The sequence below is a fragment of the Pseudomonas paeninsulae genome, from assembly GCF_035621475.1.
GTDB classification, from domain to species: domain Bacteria; phylum Pseudomonadota; class Gammaproteobacteria; order Pseudomonadales; family Pseudomonadaceae; genus Aquipseudomonas; species Aquipseudomonas paeninsulae.
The window spans coordinates 4,441,884-4,462,484 of the sequence record NZ_CP141799.1 but is presented as its reverse complement, the minus strand read 5'-3'; the positions used below and the strand labels follow the sequence as shown (position 1 = coordinate 4,462,484).

Here is a 20,601-nt window from a genome sequence, read left to right as displayed (position 1 = left end):
TTTGCACTGGCGGACTATGCCGGAGACGGCGCAAGGCTGTCCAGTTACCAGCAGTAGTCGACACGATGGCGGTAGTTTGCGTCATTCATACGGCGGTGGGCGTTAGAAACGTTCGCTTGCCTGGTTGAGGCGAGTGGCGAAGTCTGCCGCGTCAATTTCACCGACCACGCGCAGGTCCCGCCATTCGTCACCCTTGGCATCGAACAACAGGATCGCCGGGGGGCCAAACAGTTGGTAGCGATCGAGCAGGGCACGCTGGGCCGGGCTGCTCTCGGTGATGTCGAAGCGCACCAGGCGATAGTCGCCCAGTTGGCTGGCGACTTGCGCGGCGGTTAGCACTTCGCGCTCGATTACCTTGCAGCTGATGCACCAGTCGGCGTACCAGTCGAGCATCAGCGGTTTCCCTGCGCTTTGCGCGGCGGCAAAGGCCGCGTCCAGCTCGGCCGGGCTGCTGATGGTCTGCCAGCTGCTCGGTTCCAGTCGTTCGCTTGAGTTGCTGGCCAGTGGCATGCGTCCGAGTGGGCGCAATGGATCGTTCTGGCCTTGCAGGGCGCCGGTCCAGGCGGCCAGGGCGTAGACCAGCAGCGCCAGACCGGCCAGCTGGCCGAGTTTCTGCTTGTGGGTTTTCGGCCCGAGTTCCAGGGCGCCGAGAAACAGCGCCACGCCGCCGGCGAGCAGGCCCCAGAGTGCCAGGGACAGCTGGCCGGGCAGCACCCGTTCGAGCAGCCAGATGGCCACGCCGAGCAGCAGGACGCCGAAAGCGTTGCGCACGCCGACCATCCAGGTGCCCGACTTTGGCAACAGGGCGCCCCCTCCTGTGGCGAACAGCACCAGTGGCGCGCCCATGCCCAAGCCCAGGGCGAACAGTTTCAAGCCGCCGCCCAGCGCGTCGCCGCTGGCACTGATATAGAGCAGGGCGCCGACCAGGGGGGCCGACACGCAGGGCGACACCAGCAGGCTGGAGAGCACGCCAAGCACCGCCGCGTTAGCGTGGGAGCCGCCGCGGGTCTTGCCGGCCAGACGGTCCAACGGTTCGCTGAAACGGCGCGGCAGGCGCAGTTCATAGACCCCGAACATGGCCAGGGCGAACAGGGCGAAGAAGGCGGCGAAGGGCACCAGAATCCAGGCCGACTGCAGGCGCGCCTGCAGGTTGAGGCCGGCGCCGAAGACCCCCATCAGGGCGCCAAGCACGGCGAAGCAGGCCGCCATCGGCAGCACGTAGGCCAGCGACAGGCTGAAGCTGCGCAGGCCGCCAACCTGGCCACGCAACACCACGCCGGAGAGGATCGGCAGCATCGGCAAGACGCACGGGGTAAAGGTCAGACCCAGCCCCGCCAAGAAGAACAGCGCCAGATCGCTCCAGCTCCAGCTGTTGCTTGGGGAGTCGGGTGTGCCCGGCGTGGCGCTGGGGGCAGGCACGCCGCCGGCAATCTTCAGCTGCTCGGTTTCCGGCGGGTAACACAAGCCCTGGTCGGCGCAGCCCTGGTAGCTGACGTTGAGATTGAATGGGCGGTTGTCCGGATTATCCAGTGGCAGCTCGACATCCAGCACGCCGTAGTACACCTCGACATCGCCGAAGTATTCGTCGACCTTGGCCTTGCCGGCCGGCAGTTGCGCAGCGCTCAGGTCAATATCGGCCGGCTCGCTGCTGAATTGGAAGCGGTGTTTGTAGAGGTAGTAGCCCTCGGCAGCGACGAAGCGCAGTTTGATCGAGTCGCTCGAGCTGTCGATCAGGCTGAGCCTGAACGCCTCGCGTACGGGGAGGAAATCTGCGCTGTTATTCAGCGCCGCGCCCAGCGGTGCCGGGGCGGGGCGGTTATCGAACAGGCCAGCGCCGGCGGGCAGGGCAACCAGCAGCAGGATCAGGTAGAGCAAGCGGCGCATGGCGGTCTCGCGGGTCGGAAGTTCCCACATCATAACCAAGCTGGCGCCCCAGCGGCAGGGCCAGGCTGTAAGCGGTCTTGTCAGGCGCCTCAATGGCCGGCAAGACCGCCGGTATGGCGCGCCTGCGACAGATGGCCGCGGCTAGTCGGTCGGGCGCCTTGCCTGGTCTGTTACAGGCGAAACGCCTGGACTGCGGTGTGCAACTGGTCACCCACCTGCAGCAGCCGATCGCCTTGCTGGCGACCTTCGCCGATGCGCACCAGGTTGTCGCCGCCGAGTTGGTGGATGCGCTCGCTGTGGCCACGAATCTCGCTGACCGCGCCGCTCTGCTGGGCGGTGGCGTCGGCGATGCGCTCGGCCATGCTGGCGATGGTACGAATCGCCGCGATGATTTCGTCCAGCGCACCATCGGCCGCCTCGGCCTGGCCGGCGCTGGCCTGGGCGTGTTCGACCTGGGTACGCATGGCGCTGACCGATTGTCGGGCGGCCAGTTGCAGGCGGCCGATCAGTTCCTGGATTTCTGCTGTGGCACCGCTGGTGCGCTGCGACAGTGAGCGCACCTCGTCGGCGACCACGGCGAAACCGCGTCCAGCCTCGCCGGCGCGGGCCGCTTCGATGGCGGCGTTGAGGGCCAGCAGGTTGGTTTGCTCGGCGATGCTGCGGATCACCGTCAGCACATTGCCGATGGTTGCGGTTTCCTCGGCCAGGCGTTCGATGGCCTGGGCGTTGTCCTGTACTTCGCCGACCAGCGCATGCAGCCCGCTGAGGCTCTGGCCGATCACCTGCTGGCCTTGTTCCAGGGCGCGGTCGGCATCGCGGCTGGCATCGGCGGCCTGACTGGCATCACCGGCGACTTGCTGGATGGTCGCCTCCAGATCGCCGAGGGCATCGCGAATCTGGGCGGTATCGCCGGCCTGGCGTTCGGCGCCGGCATGCAGGCCGCCGCTGAGATCGGCCAGGGTGCGGCTGGAGCCGGCAACCTGTTCGGCATGCAGGCGGATGCTGCCGACCAGGCCGACCAGATAGGCGCGCAGGCGATTCAGCGATGCCTCGATGTCGCACAGTTCGCGGGTGCGTGAACCGAGCGTGATGTTCTCGGCGAAATCGCCCTGGGCCCAGGCCGACAGAGCTGGTACCAGATGGTTGAGGACCTTGGTCAGGCGCCGTTGAATGGTATCGATGGTCAGCGCAATCAGCAGAATCAGGCCGATCATCAGGCCCTGGAGCAGGCGCACTTCAGCCTGGATTCGCCCATGTTCGGCGCGCACGGCCGGCTCCAGGGTGGCGAGGGCCTGTTGCACGCCATCGACCTGGCTGCGGGTGGCGCTGGCCAGGGCGGTGCGCTGTTCGATCAGGCGACGGGTGCGTTGCAGTTCGCTCGGGTAGCGACTGATCAGGCTGGCCAGATCGCGCTTGAGGGCGATGCCGCGATCTTCTGCTGGCGTGCTGTCACTGTCGCCGGCGAGGCCCAGTAGGGCGGAAAAGGCATCGCTGCCAGAGCGGCTGTCATCGGCCACACCGAGCAAGGGCAGGGCCTCCAGGGCTTGAGCCTGCAGGCCGAGCGCAGCCAGTTCGCGTTCGACGTCGCTGGCCAGTTCGCTGCGTCCACTGCTGACCAGCTTGTCGCGGGCGTGGGCCAGGCGAGTCAGGTGCTGGGCCGCGACAAACAATGGCTGGCGGTATGTGCTCGCCGCATTGCTGATGCCGCTGTCCGCATAGTCCGCTAGTTGCTCCAGGGCGCTGCCCATCTCGCGCTCGGCCTGCAGCAGCAAGCCCTGAGGGTCGCCAGCCAGCTTGCCGGCGGCGAGCAGTTGGTTGGCGCTGAAACTTTGCAGCTCGGCCAGGCTGGGGCGCACCCCCTCGGCCAGTTGTGGCGGCAGCTCGGCAATGGCGGGAGCCAGATTGGCCAAGGCCTGGAGCGCCGCGCTGTGCTGTAGGGCGTCACCGCTGCCGAGATAACCGAGGATGTTGCGCGCCGCCTCCCGCTGGAACTGCTGGGACAGGCTCAGGTAGCGCTCCATCAGCAGATAAGGGCGCTCCAGGGCGCGTTGCGACCACCAGAGGGTGGCGGCCAGCGCCACGCACACGGTGACCAGCAGCAGGGTATTGAGGTTGGTAAGTGATTTCAGGCGCATAGGACTCGACCGCAGACGGAAGGGTGCTGGCGTGCACCCTATGACGTCTGGGCACAACCGCTATGTCGCTGAAGTTATTGCGTTTTCATGACAGGGTTATGACGGCGCAGGTAACCCAGGGATTATTTGCGCTCAGAGATTGTGGACATATCGAGCGCCGTCGCGAGAGCGTCTCCAGGCGTTCGCGGCAAGGCGCGCAACGCCGCAGCGGCCGTTTGGAAACGGCCGCAGTAGGCGAGCGTTCTCAGTCAGGGTTGAACACCTCGACCCGATTGCGCCCGCCGTGCTTGGCCACGTAGAGCGCCTCGTCGGCGTGCTGGGTCAGGGTTTGGCTGCTCATCTCGCCCTGCAGTTGGGCGATGCCGCCGCTGAAGGTGCAGGACAGATCGAGCGGCTGTGCCGGGTAGTGGATCTCGGCGAAGCGCCGGCGAATCTCGTCGAGCACCTGGTAGGCGGCTTGGGCGTTGGTGTTGGGCATGACCACGGCGAACTCTTCGCCGCCGTAGCGGCCGATGTGGTCGCTCTTGCGCAGGCGCTGCTTGAGGAACAGGGCCAGGCTCTTGATCACCCGGTCGCCCATGGGGTGGCCATAGTTGTCGTTGACCTTCTTGAAGAAGTCGATATCGAGCATGGCGAAGCTCAGCGGCTGCTGATCACGCTGGGCGCGGCAGCGCGCATCTTCGAGCAATTGCAGACAGTGGGTGTGGTTGTACAGGCCGGTGAGGCTGTCGCGCACCATGCGCGCCTTGAGGTTGCGCGCGCGGGCGGCGCGGTTGCGCACGGTGGCGATCAGGTGACGCGGCTTGATCGGTTTGGTGAGGAAGTCGTCGCCGCCCTCACTCATGGCGTCGAGCTGCTTGTCGAGGTCGTCTTCGGCAGACAGGTAGATGATCGGCACGCTGACGTAGCGGTCGTTGTGGCGGATCACCTTGGCCAGTTCGGTGCCGTTGCAGTCCGGCATGTACATGTCGAGAATGATCAGGTCTGGCTGGAATTCAGCCAGCTCGGTCATCGTCTGGATCGGTTCGATCAGCGTGCGGGTGAGGATTCCGGCGCTGTTGAGCGCCCGTTCGGTATAGGTGGCCTGGGCGCGCGAGTCGTCGACGATCAGCACTTTGTAGGGTTCGTACTGCGCCACATGGGCGAGCACTTCGATGCGTTCGAGCAGGCTGGAGGCGTCCAGGGTGCCGGTGAAAAACTCCTGGCCGCCGGCGCGCACCGCCGCCAGGCGGGCCGGCAGGTCGGTGTCCAGGTGACTGTAGAACAACAGGGGAATCTTCTCTTCCAGGTCTTGCTGCACCGCTTGGGCCAGTTGCAAGCCGGCTCCGGGGCCGGAGAAGTCCACGTCCATGAGGATGGCGGCCGGGTGACGCTCGAGCATCGCCGCGCGAAAGGCGTTGGCGCTGTCCAGTGGTAGCGCTGTCATGCCGAAGTACCCCAGCTGCTGCGCCAGGCGCTCGGCCCGCTCGAGATGTTGCAGGGCCAGGTACACCGGTTTGCGTAGCGGCGGCAGCACGGTTTGCCCGAAGCTGTCACCGTGACGCAGTCCGGTGCGCGACAGGCGTTGCATAAGCTGGTTGAGTTCGCTGATCAGCTCGCTGTTGAGGCGGCCACGATTGTCCGTGATCGCCTGCAGGCAATTGCCAATGCTCCGGGCCAGTTGGCGGTGCTCGGCCTGCTCGAAACGCTCGGCGTAGCGTTGCAGCAGCAGGGTGGCATCGCGCAGCTCGTGCATGCCGTGCTCGTTCCACTCATTGCGTTGCAGGCGTTGCCAGATTTCCAGGGTCTGTCGCGCCTGATGAATCACGCGTTGGGCAAAGTGCTGCTTGAGTCGGTCGAGACTGGGGTCTTCGTGCTCGGTCATGGCCCGGATTCCGGTGGAGGGCGGAGGAAACAGTCTTCCTTGGTGGCTCCATGCTATCACTGCTGTTTTGCCCGGCAGTACCACCGATCTATCAGCGTGAGCCTTCGGTCACATTGACCATTACGCGGGCCGGGAGTTTCAGCGGCGGCAAGTTTACTGCCCAGCGCTGCGCATCGGCCTACGCTTCATTTATAGTGCGAGGCGATTGCGCAACCTTGGGTGTAGGGTTGTGGTCGAACAGCCAAATGCCGTAGATAAAGGACATTGCCATGCTGGACTGGAAAAAACGCACTGCAGGCGCGCGCGACAGCGTCGATGACTCTGTGGATAACGTGCGCAGTTACCTGGGAGGTGGCTGGCTCAGCCGCACAATAGGCGGCTTGCTCGGCCTGTACCTGTTGCTGGCGCTGGTGGTCGGCTGGTACTGGAGTCAGGAACCGGAGCAATTCCCGGTGCAGCAGCGCGCCCAGGCCGCGGCACAAGGCGCGCAGCACCAGATGGTCAATGGCTACACCACGGCGGCCACCCTGAAGCATGTCGCCAGCACCTTGCTGGATAAGCCGGGCGGTTACCTGTCCAACGACCTCGCCCCGCCGGGGCTGTGGCTGGACAATATGCCGAGCTGGGAATTTGGTGTGCTGGTGCAGGTGCGTGACATGGCGCGCGCCCTGCGCAAGGACTTCACCCGCTCGCAGTCGCAGTCCACCGAAGATCCGGACCTGGCCAAGGCCGAGCCACGCTTCCACTTCGACAACAAGAGCTGGGCGCTGCCGGCATCCGAGGCGGAGTATCGCGAAGCGATCAAGTCACTCGATCGCTATTTGACGCGGCTGGGCGACCCAAGCAAGTCGAACGCGCAGTTCTATACCCGTGCCGATAACCTCAACGCCTGGCTAGGCGATGCCGCGACCCGTCTGGGCTCGCTGTCGCAGCGCTTGTCTGCCAGCGTCGGTCAGGTGCGCCTGAACACCGAAACCGGTCTGAAAGGTGCGGTCGAAGGCCAGGCGGTGCATGTCAACGAGGGTGCTTACGAGACGCCGTGGATGCAGATCGACAACGTGTTCTACGAAGCCCGTGGCCAGGCCTGGGCGCTGTCGCATCTGCTGCGCGCCATCGAAGTGGATTTCGCCGATGTCCTGGTGAAGAAGAACGCCACCGTCAGCCTGCGTCAGGTGATCCGCGAGCTGGAGGCCGCGCAGGAAACCCTGTGGAGTCCGATGATCCTCAATGGCAGTGGCTATGGTCTGCTGGCCAACCATTCGCTGGTGATGGCCAACTATATTTCGCGGGCCAACGCCGGGCTCATCGATCTGCGTCAACTGCTGTCGCAGGGCTAGGTAATGGCTATTTCTGCCGCCGAGGTGGCGCACCGCGCCGCCTCCGATGCCGAGCTGATTGCCTGGGTCGACGAGCAGGATCGGCCGCTGGGTGGTGTCCTGCGCGCCGAGTTGCGCGAGCGCCGGTTGATTGGTCGTGGCACCTACATCCTGTTGTTCAACTCGGCCGGTGAGTTGTGTGTGCACCGGCGTACCCTGAGCAAGGCGCTGTACCCGGGTTATTGGGATGTGGCCGCCGGGGGCATGGTGCTGGAGGGGGAGCGTTACGCCGAGTCTGCTGCTCGCGAGCTGGCCGAGGAGCTGGGTATCGAGGATGTGGTGCTGGTCGAGCATGCACATTTTCTCTACGACGCGCCGGAAAGCCGTTTGTGGTGCCGGGCTTACTCGGCGGTGTCCGATGCCGCGCTGGTGTTGCAACCGGAGGAAGTGCTGGAGGCGCGTTTCATGTCGATCGACGAAGCCTTGGCTGATACCCGGTGCAAGCCCTACTGTCCCGATTCGCTGGCGGCGCTCGAGCGCTACTTGGCCACCAGGGCGTAGAACCTAGAGTGGGTGGAACGTAGCGATACCCATGCGGTTTGGGCGTTGCCTGAATCGCGGCGTTGATAGGTTATGCCTGCGGCCAACCCATCCTAGGTCGCGCCTTGTCAGGGATTTCGAGCGTTGCCGTGGAGGATCCCGAACGGCGTCGCCAATCCACCGATTAATGACGCATCTTTGCTCTTAGCATTCGCCAACTTTGCCGTTACACTGCGCGCCCTTCAAGCCCGAGCCGTCCAGCTCGGGTGCGCCGCCCCTGCCAGAGTGGGGCTTCGCGGTCGATGCATATCGGCCAGTCGCTATCCTGACCCCACATGAGGAAAAGCCGGTGGTCAAGAAAGCTTCGTCATTCGCCGCCCTCAGCGGCCTGGTGTATTCCACCGACAGCGGCCGGCATTGCCCGGACTGCAGTCAGCCGGTGGATGCCTGTATCTGCAAGCACTCCCTGATTCCTGCCGGTGACGGCATCGCCCGCGTGCGCCGCGAAACCAAAGGCCGTGGCGGCAAGACGGTGACCACCGTCAGTGGCGTGCCCCTGGCCGAAGAACCGTTGAAAGAATTGGCCAGCGCCCTGAAGAAACGCTGTGGTTGCGGCGGCTCGTTGAAGGATGGGGTGATCGAGATTCAGGGCGATCACGTCGGACTGTTGCTCGAAGAACTGCTAAAACATGGCTTCAAAGCCAAAAAATCCGGCGGCTGACCCCAGGTTTTCTAAACTTCCCCGGCAGATGGCCAGTCCATCGCCGGGTAATCGTCATTTCCAGACTTTAATCTGCACGGGCCCCGCTTGATCCGGGGCTTCAATCGCCAGCAAGGGAGACCTCGATGTCTGCACGACGCACACGCAAAGATGACGGCAGCCAGTGGACAGTAGCGGACAGCCGCAGCGTCTACGGCATTCGCCATTGGGGCGCGGGTTATTTCGCGATCAATGACCAGGGCCGCGTCGAAGTTCGCCCGAATGGCCCCGACAGCACGCCCTTCGACCTGTCGGCGCAGATCGATGAGTTGCGCCAGACTGGCCTCAGCCTGCCGCTGTTGGTGCGTTTTCCGGACATCCTGCAGGACCGCGTGCGCCAGTTGACCGGTGCCTTCGACGCCAACATCGCGCGGCTGGACTACCAGAGCTGCTACACCGCGCTGTACCCGATCAAGGTCAACCAGCAGGAAGCGGTGATCGAGAACATCATCGCCACGCAGAACGTCTCCATCGGCCTGGAAGCCGGCTCCAAGCCCGAGCTGATGGCCGTGCTGGCGCTGGCGCCGAAGGGCGGCACTATTGTCTGCAATGGCTACAAGGACCGCGAGTTCATCAAGCTGGCGCTGATGGGGCAGAAACTCGGCCACAACGTGTTTATCGTCATCGAGAAAGAATCCGAGGTGCAGTTGGTGATCGAGGAGGCGGCCGAGCTCAAGGTCGCCCCGCAGATCGGCCTGCGCGTGCGCCTATCGTCGCTGGCCTCTTCCAAGTGGGCCGACACCGGCGGCGAGAAGTCCAAGTTCGGTCTGTCGGCGGCGCAGTTGCTGTCGGTGGTCGAGCGCTTCCGCGCGGCCAAGCTGGATCAAGGCATCCGCCTGCTGCACTTCCACATGGGCTCGCAGATCGCCAACCTGGCCGACTACCAGCACGGCTTCAAGGAAGCCATTCGTTATTACGGCGAGCTGCGTGGCCTGGGTCTGCCGGTCGATCATATCGACGTCGGCGGCGGCCTGGGTGTCGACTACGACGGCACCCACTCGCGCAACGCCAGTTCGATCAACTACGACATGGACGACTACGCCGGTGTGGTGGTCGGCATGTTGAAAGAGTTCTGCGACGCCCAGGAGCTGCCGCACCCGCATATCTTCTCCGAGAGCGGCCGCTCGCTGACCGCGCACCACGCCATGTTGGTGGTGCAGGTCACCGACGTGGAGAAACACAACGACCAGATCCCGCAGATCGAAGATGTCACCAGCCTGCCGGAAACCGTGCAGTACCTGGTCGAGTTGCTCGGCCCGACCGATATCGAGATGGTCACCGAGACCTACTGGCGCGCTACTCACTACATGAGCGATATCGCCAGCCAGTATGCCGATGGCAAGATCAGCCTGGTCGAGAAGGCCCTGGGCGAACAATGCTATTTCGCCCTGTGCCGGCGCCTGCACAACTCGCTCAAGGCGCGTCAGCGTTCGCACCGTCAGGTCCTCGACGAGCTCAACGACAAGCTGGCCGACAAGTACATTTGCAACTTCTCGGTGTTCCAGAGTCTGCCCGACACCTGGGCCATCGGCCAGGTGCTGCCGATCCTGCCGCTTAACCGCCTGGACGAAGAACCCATGCGCCGTGCGGTGCTGCAAGACCTGACCTGCGACTCAGACGGCAAGATCCGTCAGTACGTCGACGAGCAGAGCATCGAAACCAGCCTGCCGGTGCACGAAGTGCGCGAGGGTGAGGATTATCTGCTGGGGATCTTCCTGGTCGGTGCCTACCAGGAAATTCTCGGCGACATGCACAACCTGTTTGGCGACACCGACTCGGTGAACATCTACCAGAACCAGGATGGCAGCGTGTACCACGCCGGGATCGAGACCCACGACACCATCGAGGACATGCTGCGCTACGTGCACCTGTCGCCGGAGGAGTTGATGACCCACTACCGCGACAAGGTCGCCAGCGCCAAGATCAGCCCCCGCGAGCGCACCCAGTTCCTCGACGCCCTGCGCCTGGGCCTGACCCGCTCGTCCTACCTGTCGTCCTGATCCGCGGGCTTCGCGGAGGGTGCGCCGTTGCTAGCCGTGCACCAGGCTAACAGCGGCGCTGCATGTAGCCCGGATGTCATCCGGGTTACATAACAGCCACCCCAGCACAATCAAGCTGGGCGTCATTCGTTGCAGGCTGTACAGCGCAGTTGGGTGGCTTAACACTCCTCTGCCTGGCTGTCGCTGCGTCCCGCGCGGATCGCCCTCCGAACCTGCCCCAGGCTTACCCGGTCACGCCAAACCCACGGGCCATCAGCGTTGCCAGTAACGGCAGGATCAGCAGCAACAGCAACTCCAGGCGAATGGTCATGATCACCAGCGTGCCCAGGCGAGCGCTGATCTGCGGCACCTGGCCGGCCTTCAGGTCGTTGCGCCAGTTGAGGAAGACCACGGTCGGCAGGATCGACAGCAAAGCAATCAGGATGAACAGGCCGAGCTTGGCATGGAACAGGCTGTTGTGCAGGTAGTAGGCCAGCCCTTTGCCATACCAGACCAGGCGCGCGGCGCCGCTGGCCAATACCAGGCCAGCTGACAGGGCATAGGCGATGTCGACGCGAATCAGGCTGCGCGCACGCGGCAGATCCAGTGGCCGTTTGAACAGTTGGTGCTCCAGGGTCAGCAGGGCAAACAGCAGAAAGATCGACAGGTAGTGCAGGTAGGCGGCTATGGCTTCGCCCATGGTGGATTCCTTTCAGGTTGCTGCGTGAGTCGGTTGCCGTCAGCCGGTGGGACGCGCGCATCGCGCCGGAACTGCGGTGAACCACCGATCGTCGCGCGTCAGTTGGTAAGCATAGGTGCCCAGGCAGAGGCTGCGCAGCAGCATAAAGCAGAGGAAGGCCAGCCACAGACCGTGATTGCCCAAGGCTTGCAGCAACCAGGCCAGCGGCACGCTCAGGCCGAGAGCCAGGAGCATGGCGTTGCGCATTTCGCGAGCGCGGGTGGCGCCGATGAACAGGCCGTCGAGCAGGTAGCTCCACACCGCCAGCAGTGGCAGCAGCGCCAGGTATGGCAGGTAGTCGAGGGCCAGGGCGCGCACCGGGGCGATATCGGTTTGCAGGCCGATGAACCAGTGGCCGGCGAACAGGAAGAACAGGGCAAAGCCGAGGCTGGCCAGCAGCGACCAGCCGCCCGCGACTATCAGGCTGCGGCGCAAACTCTGGCGGTCACGGGCGCCGAGGGCATGGCCGCATAGTGCTTCCACCGCGTGGGCGAGACCGTCGAGGGCGTGGGCAGTGAGCAGCAGGCCGTTGAGCAGCAAGGCATTGGCCGCCACCGTGACGTCGCCCAAGCGCGAGCCCTGCACGGTAATCAGGAAGAACACCGCCTGCAGCGCCAGGGTGCGGATAAAAATGTCGCGATTGACCGCCAGCAGCGGACGCCAGTTCAGCCAGCGGCGCAGCGCCGACCAGTCGATCTGCCCGGCATAGGCGCGCAAGGCCTGGCGCGTCAGGCATAGACCTAGTAGAGCGCCACTCCATTCGGCGATCACCGAGGCCCAGGCGGCGCCGGCCACGCCCCAGTGCAGACCGAGCACGAAAAGCAAGTCGAGGGCGACGTTGAGCAGGTTGGTGGTCAGCAGGATCGCCAGTGGCCCGCGGGCGTTCTGGGTGCCGAGTAGCCAGCCGATCAGGGCATAGGTGGCCAGCGCCGCTGGCAGGCCGAGCAGGCGGATCTGGAAATAACTGCGGGCCAGCGCCTCCAGCTCCGCCGAGGGTTGCATCAGGCTCAGCGCGGCGGCACTGAACGGCAGCGCCAGCAGGATCAAGAGCAACGCCAGCAGCCCGCCGAGCAGCAGGCCTTGCAGCAACACCTGGCGCAACGCGCTGCCGTCTTCCCGGCCGGCGGCCTGGGCGGCGAAACCGGTGGTGCCCATGCGCAGAAAGCCCACGGCCCAGGTCAGCAGGGTATACAGGCTGCCGCCGATCGCCACTGCCGCCAGTTGATGGGCATGCGGCAGGTGGCCGACCACTGCGCTGTCGACCAGCGCCACCAGCGGCACCGACAGGTTGGACAAAATCATCGGCGCTGCCAGGGCCCAGACCCGTTTGTGGGTGGGCGCGTGCTGCCAGGCATCGAGCAGTGCGGACATGGCGACTCCGGGAAAATGCCGATTATAGGGGCAGTGCCGGCGGCTTGCGGATTCGATAGTGCTTTTTCGACTATGCCTGCCGCGCTATAGCAGCAAGCGTTTCTTGGCTGCGGCGTCGTAGGCACCCAGGCTGACTAAACTTGCAAAGGGGAATCAGCAATTACCGCGAAGCAAGCGGTCGAGGAGGTGGCTCATGCATATGGCACAAACTCTGGAGCGCAGCCTGCAGCGGGCGCACTGTCAGTTCCAGCTGGTCGAGCACATGCCCTCGGCGACCAGCCTGGAGTCGGCGCGCAAGGCCGGGATTCCCGCTTCACGAATGGCTAAATCGGTGATTCTCGATGATAGGCGCGGGCATTATCTGATGGCCGTGTTACCGGCCAATCGGCAATTGGATCTGAGCAAGGTGCACAAGGGCACGCGGCGTTGGCAGCTCAGTGGCGAACAGGCGCTGGTGAACCTGTTCAAGGATTGCGAGCGCGGCGCGATACCGGCGCTGGGTGAGGTCTATGGCCTCGACATGCTGATCGATCCGATGCTGGTGCGTCAGCAGGACATCTACCTGGAAGCCGGGGATCACGAAAACTTGGTACACATGCCGGTCGACGAGTTCTTCAAACTGGCGCCCAACGCCAAGGTGTGCGACCTCTGCGCCTGAGCGCTGGTGAAAAACTTCCGCCTACCGCGGCCGCTGCTGACGTTGTGCTGCGCAAAAAATGGGGTTATTCAGCTCACACAATCCCCCCGTTTTTTGCGCAGTGCGTCTTGCCGCAAACAGCTGGAGATAGCCTCGCGACGGCGTTCGGTATCTTCACCGCCTCTGCGCTCGAGCCTATGACCCGGTTGCTGTACGGCAACCGTGCCGCATGTGCAGTTTTGCTGCGCCGGTCTCGTCGCTCCAGGGCGACTCGGCTATAGTGATTGGCCTCTGCGCCTGCCATTTTGTTGGAGCCTGCAATGCCGAACAAAGGACTGTTTCTGGCACTTGTCCTGAGCCTGCTCAGCGCCTGTGATTCCTCCACTCCCGAACCTACCAACGTCAGCCCGAACGCCGCCGCGGTCAGTCGCGAGTCGGCCACGCCGGTCAGCGACCGCGCGGCGTTGGCCGAGCGCTATGCCGGGCGCGAGCTGAGCGTGGTGGATGTTTCCGAAGTTCAGGTAGATGGCGCCAGCGCGTTGTCCGTGAGCTTTTCCGTGCCGCTCGAGCCGCAGCAGAAATTCGCCGAACGCGTGCACCTGGTCGACAGTAAAAGCGGCAAGGTCGACGGCGCCTGGGAGCTGAGCGACAACCTGATGGAACTGCGCCTGCGCCATCTGCAGCCCAAGCGCAAGCTGGTGCTGACGGTGGATGGCGGGCTGCAGGCGCTGACCGGCAAGCAATTGGCGGGTGAGCATGTCAGCCGTTTGCAGACCCGCGACCTGCAAGCCAGTGTCGGCTTTGCCAGCCGCGGTTCGCTGTTGCCGACCCGTCTGGCCGAAGGGTTGCCGGTGATCGCGCTGAACGTCGACAAGGTCAACGTCGAGTTCTTTCGCATCAAACCCGAGTCCTTGCCGAGCTTTCTCAGCCGTTGGGGCAACAGCAGCGCTCTCGACACCTGGGAAGCACGCTCGCTGCTACCAATGGCCGAACTGGTCTACGGCGGGCGCTTCGACCTCGACCCACCGCGCAACACGCGCGAAACCCTGCTCCTGCCGATTGCCGGTCTGCCGCCGTTCAAGCAGCCCGGGGTGTACCTGGCGGTAATGCGCGAAGCCGGCAACTACAGCTATTCGCAGCCAGCCACCCTGTTCACCCTGAGCGACATCGGCCTGTCCGCCCACCGTTACCGCAATCGCCTGGACGTGTTCACCCAGGCCCTGGCTGGCGGCCAGGCGTTGGCCGAGGTCGAGCTGGAGTTGCTCGATGGCAAGGGCCAGTTGCTGGCCGAGGGCAAGACCGACAGCGCCGGGCATGCCGAGCTGCCGCTGCCGGCCAAGGCCGAAGTGTTGCTGGCGCACCTGGGTGAGCAGACCAGTCTGCTGCGCTTGAACGGCCCGGCGCTGGACCTGGCCGAGTTCGACATCACCGGCCCGCAGGCGCATCCGCTGCAGTTCTTCGTGTTCGGTCCGCGTGACCTCTATCGCCCCGGCGAAACCGTGCTGCTCAACGCCCTGCTGCGCGATGCCGACGGCCGCGCGCTCAAGGCGCAGCCGGTGCATGTCGAGGTGCGCCGGCCGGACGCACAGGTCAGCCGCAAGTTCGTCTGGCAGGCCGACGCTTCCGGCCTCTATCAATACCCGTTGCAGCTGGCCGAGGAGGCGCCGACCGGGCGCTGGCAGTTGCTCTTCGATCTCGGCGACGGCAAGCCGCAGTTGTATGAATTTGCGGTCGAAGACTTCCTGCCCGAACGCCTGGCCTTGGAACTCAAGGGCAGCGAGCTGCCGTTCACGCCAAGCGCCAGCGCGCGTTTCGCCGTGAGCGGACGCTACCTGTATGGCGCGCCCGCCGCCGGCAATCGCCTCGGCGGTCAGCTCTACGTACGGCCGCTGCGCGAGGCGGTGGCCAGCCTGCCGGGTTATCAGTTCGGTTCGCTCACCGAGGAGGAACTCAACCAGGACATCGAGCTGGACGAGGTCAAGCTCGATGAGCAAGGCCAGGCCAGTCTGAGCATCGACAGCCGCTGGGCTGAGGCCAAGTCACCCGTGAAACTGATCCTGCAAGCCCGCTTGCAGGAGTCTGGTGGCCGCGCCATTACCCGCCGGCTGGTCCAGCCGGTATGGCCGGCAGAACGTTTGCCGGGCGTGCGCGGGTTGTTCGATGGCGAGCAGGTCGACGCCGACAGCCTGGCCGAGTTCGAGGTGTTGGTGGCCGATGCCGCCGGCAACAAACTGGCCGCCGAGCAACTGCGCGTGCGCTTGATTCGCGAGCGCCGCGACTACTACTGGAATTTCTCCGACAGCGATGGCTGGAGCCATAACTACAACGAGAAATTCCTCACCCTCAACGAAGAAACCCTCACGGTCGCACCTGGCGGCACGGCCAAGATCAGCTTCCCGGTGGAGTGGGGGCCTTATCGTATCGAAGTGATCGACGCTCAGACCGGCCTGCTCAGCAGCCTGCGCTTCTGGGCCGGCTACCGCTGGCAGGACAACGCCGACGGCGGCGCGGTACGCCCGGATCAGGTCAAGCTGGCGCTGGACAAACCGGCCTATGTCGACGGTGAAACCGCCACGGTCACGGTTACGCCGCCTGCCGGCGGCAGCGGTTATCTGCTGGTCGAGTCCAGCGACGGCCCGCTGTGGTGGCAGGCAATCGAAGTGCCGGCCGAGGGCAAGGCCTTCGCGATTCCGATCGCCAAGGACTGGGCGCGTCACGATCTGTACGTCAGCGCCCTGGTGATCCGCCCCGGCGAGCGCAAGAGCAACGCCACGCCCAAGCGCGCGGTCGGCCTGCTGCATCTGCCGCTGCAGCGTGCGCCGCGCAAGCTGGCGCTGAGCCTGCACGCCGCGGAGCAGATGCGGCCGAACCAGCCGCTCAAGGTCAAGGTGCGAGCGCGCAATGCCGATGGCAGCGTGGCGGAGCGGGTGCAGGTGTTGGTCGCCGCGGTGGATGCCGGCATCCTTAACATCACCGACTACCTCACGCCCGACCCTTTCGCCAGCCTGTTCGGCCGCAAGGCCTACGGTGCTGACCAGCTGGACGTCTACGGGCAACTGATCGAAGCCGGCCAGGGTCGGCTGGCCAAGCTGGCCTTCGGCGGTGACGCGGCCCTGGCGGGCGGCGGCAAACGCCCGGACACCAGCGTGCTGATCGTTGCGTTACAGAGTCAGCCGTTGCAGCTCAATGAGCAGGGTGAGGGCGAAGTCAGCCTGAACATCCCCGACTTCAATGGCGAGCTGCGCCTGATGGCGCAAGCCTGGAGCGACGAGCGCTACGGCATGGCCGAGGGCAAGACTCTGGTCGCTGCGCCGCTGATTGCCGAGTTGTCGGCACCGCGTTTCCTCGCCGGTGGCGACGAAACCAGCCTGGCCCTGGACTTGAACAACCTGTCTGGCCAGGCCCAGCAACTGCAGGTGCACTTCGGTGTCGAGGGCCAATTGAGCTTGATCGAGCCGGCCGTTGCAGCGACTACCCTCAACCTGGCCGATGGCGAGCGGCGCATTCTGCGAATTCCTGTGCGCGCCCTCGGTGGCTTCGGTCAGGGGCGACTCAAGGTCACGGTGCAGGGGTTAACTCTGCCCGGCGAAGACCTGCCGCCGTTCAGTCGCGAGTGGAGCCTGGGCGTTCGCCCGGCCTATCCGGCGCAGCTGCAACACTTTCGCGCAGTGCTCAAGGATCAGGCCTGGATCCTGCCGGCCGGCGCGCTGGAGGCCTTCGAACCGGCCGGGCTGGAGGCGCGTCTGGCGATTTCCAGTCGTCCGCCGCTCAACCTCGGCGAGCAGATCCGTGCGCTCAAGGCCTATCCCTACGGCTGTCTGGAACAGACCGTCAGCGGCCTGTATCCGTCACTGTATGCCGATGCGGCTTCGCTCAAGCGCCTGGGCCTGGAGGGCGAATCGGACGAGCAACGCCGGCGCGCTATCGAACTGGGCATCGAACGGCTGCTGAGCATGCAGCGGCATAACGGCAGCTTTGGTTTATGGGGCGCTGACGGTGACGAGGAATACTGGCTGAGCGCCTATGTCACCGACTTCCTCCTGCGCGCCCGCGAACAGGGTTTCGGCGTGCCGAGCGAGGCGCTGAAAAAGGCCAGCGAGCGGCTGCTGCGCTATGTGCAGGAGCGCAATCTGATCGAGGTCAACTACAGTGACAACGCCAATCACAGCCGTTTCGCCGTGCAGGCTTATGCCGGATACGTGCTGGCGCGCAGCCAACAGGCGCCGCTCGGTGCCTTGCGCAGCCTCTACGAGCGCCGTAGCGACGCGCTGTCCGGCTTGCCGCTGGTACATCTGGCCGTAGCCTTGCAGAAAATGGGCGATCAACCTCGCGCCGACGATGTCTTGGCCGCTGGCCTGGCGCGCAGCCGCGAGCGTGACAACTGGCTGGCCGACTACGGCAGCCCGCTGCGTGATCAGGCGCTGATTCTGGCCTTGCTGGAGGAACATGAGCTGGCTGCGGGCAGTCGCGAGGCACGCCTGTTCGCCTTGGCCGACGAAGTGTCCGGCCAGCAATGGCTGTCGACCCAAGAGCGCAATTCGCTGTACCTGGCCGGGCGTAATCTGCTCGGTAAGCCGGAGCCGAACTGGCATGTCGGCCTGCACAGCGGTGCGTTCGAGTTCGAGCTGAGCAATAACCAGCCCGGTCTCAAGCTGGACGCTAGCGAACTGGCCGCGGCCATGAGCATCACTAACCCGGGCAGTGAACCGCTGTATCAGCAGCTGACCCTTTCCGGCTACCCGGCCAAGGCGCCAGCGGCAGGTGGTGACAACCTCAGCATCTACCGCGAGTACTTGGCTATGGACGGCAGTCCGCTGGATCTCTCCGCGCTGCAAAGCGGCGAACTGGTGCTGGTGCATCTAGCCGTGGCGGCCAAGCAGCGGGTGCCGGATGCCTTGGTGGTCGACCTGCTGCCCGCCGGCCTGGAACTGGAAAACCAGAACCTCGCGCAAAGCGCCGCCAGCCTGGAAGACGCCAGCAGCGCGGTGCAGGAATGGCAAAAGGCGATGCACAACGCCAACATCAAGCACCAGGAATTCCGTGGCGACCGCTATGTCGCCGCACTGGATGTCAGCGCCTACGAGACCAGCCACCTGCTCTACCTGGCCCGCGCCGTCACCCCCGGCAGCTACCGCGTGCCGCCACCGCAGGTGGAGTCCATGTACCGGCCGAACTGGCAGGCCCTGGGTGAAACGCCGGGCAGGATGGTGGTCAGGGATCGTTGATATAAAACTTCCCGGATTACATCCAGGCTACGGATTGCTCTGGTAGCCCGGATGCAATCCGGGTGAATGGCAGTCGCTAGCTAATCAGCCCACCGAGCAGCCACAGGCCGAAAAACAACCAGATCAATCCGGCGATGATCGAGCGGCGCAAAAAGGCGCGCACGGCGGCGTAGAGCAACAGCAGGCCAATTACCAGCACGACCACGCCGAGCAGTGACGGAGTAATGCCGAGGGCCTTGGACATGCCATCGATAAAGCCGCCGAACGCATCGCCAAATATACCGAGGAACCCGCTCAGGCCTTCGACGATAAAGCGGATGACCGCGCCGAACGCCTGGCCGAGGGATTCAAAAAAACCTTCAACACTCATGCCCGAGTTCCAATCCTATCAATAATGCCGCGACGCTAGAGGGCCAAGTTTGGCCGGGTCGCAGATAGGCGCTAGTGTGCCATTCCTGCGACAACTGCGCTGCTTGATTGGCTGGCTGGTGAAGTTGGTGGGATAGGAGGTGTGTTGCAGGTGGGTTGCACAGGCGGACCCAGGTATGCCCAGCCCCCAGGTTGAACGGGGGCTGGGCTAAGGGTTATTGACCGCTGAGCAAGGCACTGACGTTGATCAGCATGGATTGACCGACAGAGATATAGCCTGGCTCCAGCATGGGCGAGCCGGGCTCGGCGCTGGCCAGCTGTGCTTCCTCCTGTTGGCAGGCCTGACTGGCGGTCGGCAGCAGCGCCGATACGGCATCCAGCACGTTGACTTCGACGCTGTCGCGGCTGTTGAGCGCACTTTGCGCCTCGGCTAATTGCGGCCCGCAGTGATTGGCCAGCGCGGGGCCGGCCAACAACATGGCCAGGGTGGTCCAGGTAGCAATGCAATAGGTGTTCATGACTATCCTCCTGAGGCGCATTAGTTGGTTTGTGCACATAGGGCGTAGGTGACTACGGTTGTCGAAGCTGCGCTGCTCGAGCGACTCAGGGTCGCCGTCCAACTCGTGTCGGAGGCGGGGTAATTGGCGATGACCTGCCAATTGCCATTGGTGTTGCTGACGCCACCACCCAATACCTTCTTACCGTTGCTGCAGGTGGCCGTGCAGGTCACCGCTCCGCCCGTGCTGGTGCAGCTGCTGTCCTTGCGTTCCCAGGCGCTCAGACCGGTTTCACCTTGTACGCCTGGTGGCCCCTGGATGCCTTGCGGTCCTAGCGGTCCGGTTTCACCTGTATTGCCCTTGTCGCCTTGTGGCCCTTGGATACCTTGGTCACCCTGGATGCCTTGTAGTCCCTGCTGGCCGACTTCGCCCTGGATGCCTTGCGGTCCTAGCGGTCCGGTTTCACCTGTATTGCCCTTGTCGCCTTGTGGCCCTTGGATACCTTGGTCACCCTGGATGCCTTGTAGTCCCTGCTGGCCGACTTCGCCTTGGATGCCTTGCGGTCCTAGCGGTCCGGTTTCACCTGTATCGCCCTTGTCGCCCTGTGGCCCTTGGATGCCTTGGTCACCCTGGATGCCTTGTAGTCCCTGCTGGCCGACTTCGCCTTGGATGCCTTGCGGTCCTAGAGGTCCGGTTTCACCTGTATCACCTTTGTCGCCTTGTGGCCCTTGGATACCTTGGTCACCCTGGATGCCTTGCAGTCCCTGCGGCCCGGCTTCGCCTTGGATGCCTTGCGGTCCCAGAGGTCCGGTTTCACCTGTATCGCCTTTGTCTCCCTTGGCGCGGACGCAGCCTCCGCGACCATTTTCGCAATCCCATATGCGCTGTTCGAGGGCACCTACCCCGCCTTTGAGGTTGGCTACGGCATGAGTCACATCGTGGTCGGCCAGCGCCGTTCCGCTGATGCCGAGCAGCGTGATTGATATAAGGGCTGCAGGCATAGCTGCTGCAGATCTGTGGGCAAGCCTGGCCAGTGTCGATCTCGCCACCGGGTACTGCGAATCAACGGGGTAACGGTTTTCCATGATCAATGTCCTGTCGAAAAGTTGAAAGGCAACTGCTCCAACCGAACCTGTCGAGTTCGCCGCTGATCTTCCTGATCAGCCTTCCGTGAGGCGAAATCGTCCCAAGGGTTGCCGCCTTCGCGGTAACCTCTGCTGTCGTGTTATGAGAGTGATGCCTGGTTTGCGTGGCAACTGATCTGGGCGAGCGGCCTACTTGCCGT

General features: G+C 64.2%; 13 protein-coding genes and 1 pseudogene. 6 read left to right on the top strand and 8 right to left on the bottom strand.

All coding sequences use genetic code 11. From position 1 onward, the window contains the following. Positions 1 to 102 precede the first annotated feature (102 nt). The 3 genes and pseudogenes from VCJ09_RS20560 to VCJ09_RS20550 all read right to left on the bottom strand — a co-directional run bounded on the left by VCJ09_RS20560 (position 103) and on the right by VCJ09_RS20550 (position 5,883). The gene (locus VCJ09_RS20560; protein WP_324734702.1) at positions 103 to 1,884 is read right to left on the bottom strand and encodes a protein-disulfide reductase DsbD; all 1,782 of its coding nucleotides are present in this window, start codon (positions 1,882 to 1,884) and stop codon (positions 103 to 105) included. Between the two features lie 170 nt (positions 1,885 to 2,054). Next, a pseudogene (locus VCJ09_RS24920) lies at positions 2,055 to 2,564 on the bottom strand (methyl-accepting chemotaxis protein); the annotation flags it as partial. Positions 2,565 to 4,263: 1,699 nt separating this feature from the next. After that, the gene (locus VCJ09_RS20550) at positions 4,264 to 5,883 is read right to left on the bottom strand and encodes a PleD family two-component system response regulator (RefSeq protein WP_324731896.1); all 1,620 of its coding nucleotides are present in this window, start codon (positions 5,881 to 5,883) and stop codon (positions 4,264 to 4,266) included. 269 nt (positions 5,884 to 6,152) lie between these two features. On the opposite strand from VCJ09_RS20550, the gene VCJ09_RS20545 reads away from it, so the two are divergent. The 4 genes from VCJ09_RS20545 (at position 6,153) to speA (ending at position 10,499) form a co-directional block, all read left to right on the top strand. Then, positions 6,153 to 7,220, top strand: a complete 1,068-nt coding sequence (locus tag VCJ09_RS20545; protein WP_324731895.1) for a DUF2333 family protein — start codon at positions 6,153 to 6,155, stop codon at positions 7,218 to 7,220. Positions 7,221 to 7,223: 3 nt separating this feature from the next. Beyond that, a complete protein-coding gene (locus VCJ09_RS20540; RefSeq protein ID WP_324731894.1) occupies positions 7,224 to 7,760 on the top strand; it encodes an NUDIX hydrolase in 537 nt (178 codons plus the stop codon). Between the two features lie 328 nt (positions 7,761 to 8,088). Continuing rightward, positions 8,089 to 8,460: a translation initiation factor Sui1 gene (locus VCJ09_RS20535; protein WP_324731893.1), complete on the top strand. Its 372-nt coding sequence runs from the start codon at positions 8,089 to 8,091 to the stop codon at positions 8,458 to 8,460. A 125-nt stretch (positions 8,461 to 8,585) separates the two neighbouring features. Continuing rightward, positions 8,586 to 10,499 carry an arginine decarboxylase gene (speA, locus tag VCJ09_RS20530; protein ID WP_079203279.1) on the top strand — a complete coding sequence of 638 codons (1,914 nt, stop codon included), beginning with the start codon at positions 8,586 to 8,588 and terminating at the stop codon, positions 10,497 to 10,499. A 223-nt stretch (positions 10,500 to 10,722) separates the two neighbouring features. Here the strand turns inward: speA and VCJ09_RS20525 are convergent, their stop codons facing one another. Next, a complete protein-coding gene (locus VCJ09_RS20525; protein WP_324731892.1) occupies positions 10,723 to 11,178 on the bottom strand; it encodes a DUF2214 family protein in 456 nt (151 codons plus the stop codon). A gap of 39 nt (positions 11,179 to 11,217) precedes the next feature. Beyond that, on the bottom strand, positions 11,218 to 12,588 hold the full coding sequence (locus VCJ09_RS20520) for an MATE family efflux transporter (RefSeq protein WP_324731891.1): 1,371 nt from the start codon (positions 12,586 to 12,588) through the stop codon (positions 11,218 to 11,220). 193 nt (positions 12,589 to 12,781) lie between these two features. Here VCJ09_RS20520 and VCJ09_RS20515 point away from each other — a divergent pair, with 193 nt between their 5' ends. Next, entirely contained in the window at positions 12,782 to 13,246 is a 465-nt protein-coding gene (locus VCJ09_RS20515) for an aminoacyl-tRNA deacylase (protein WP_324731890.1), read from the top strand. A 299-nt stretch (positions 13,247 to 13,545) separates the two neighbouring features. Further along, positions 13,546 to 18,450, top strand: coding sequence for an alpha-2-macroglobulin family protein (locus tag VCJ09_RS20510; protein ID WP_324731889.1), 4,905 nt, complete (start codon positions 13,546 to 13,548; stop codon positions 18,448 to 18,450). A 76-nt stretch (positions 18,451 to 18,526) separates the two neighbouring features. Here VCJ09_RS20510 and VCJ09_RS20505 read toward each other — a convergent pair whose 3' ends face one another. The 3 genes from VCJ09_RS20505 to VCJ09_RS20495 form a co-directional block, all read right to left on the bottom strand. Next, positions 18,527 to 18,820, bottom strand: a complete 294-nt coding sequence (locus VCJ09_RS20505; protein WP_318962401.1) for a hypothetical protein — start codon at positions 18,818 to 18,820, stop codon at positions 18,527 to 18,529. 214 nt (positions 18,821 to 19,034) lie between these two features. Further along, positions 19,035 to 19,337, bottom strand: a complete 303-nt coding sequence (locus VCJ09_RS20500) for a hypothetical protein (RefSeq protein ID WP_324731888.1) — start codon at positions 19,335 to 19,337, stop codon at positions 19,035 to 19,037. A 20-nt stretch (positions 19,338 to 19,357) separates the two neighbouring features. Further along, positions 19,358 to 20,317 (bottom strand): collagen-like domain-containing protein, encoded by a 960-nt coding sequence (locus tag VCJ09_RS20495; RefSeq protein ID WP_324731887.1) that lies wholly within the window; start codon positions 20,315 to 20,317, stop codon positions 19,358 to 19,360. Positions 20,318 to 20,601 lie beyond the last annotated feature (284 nt).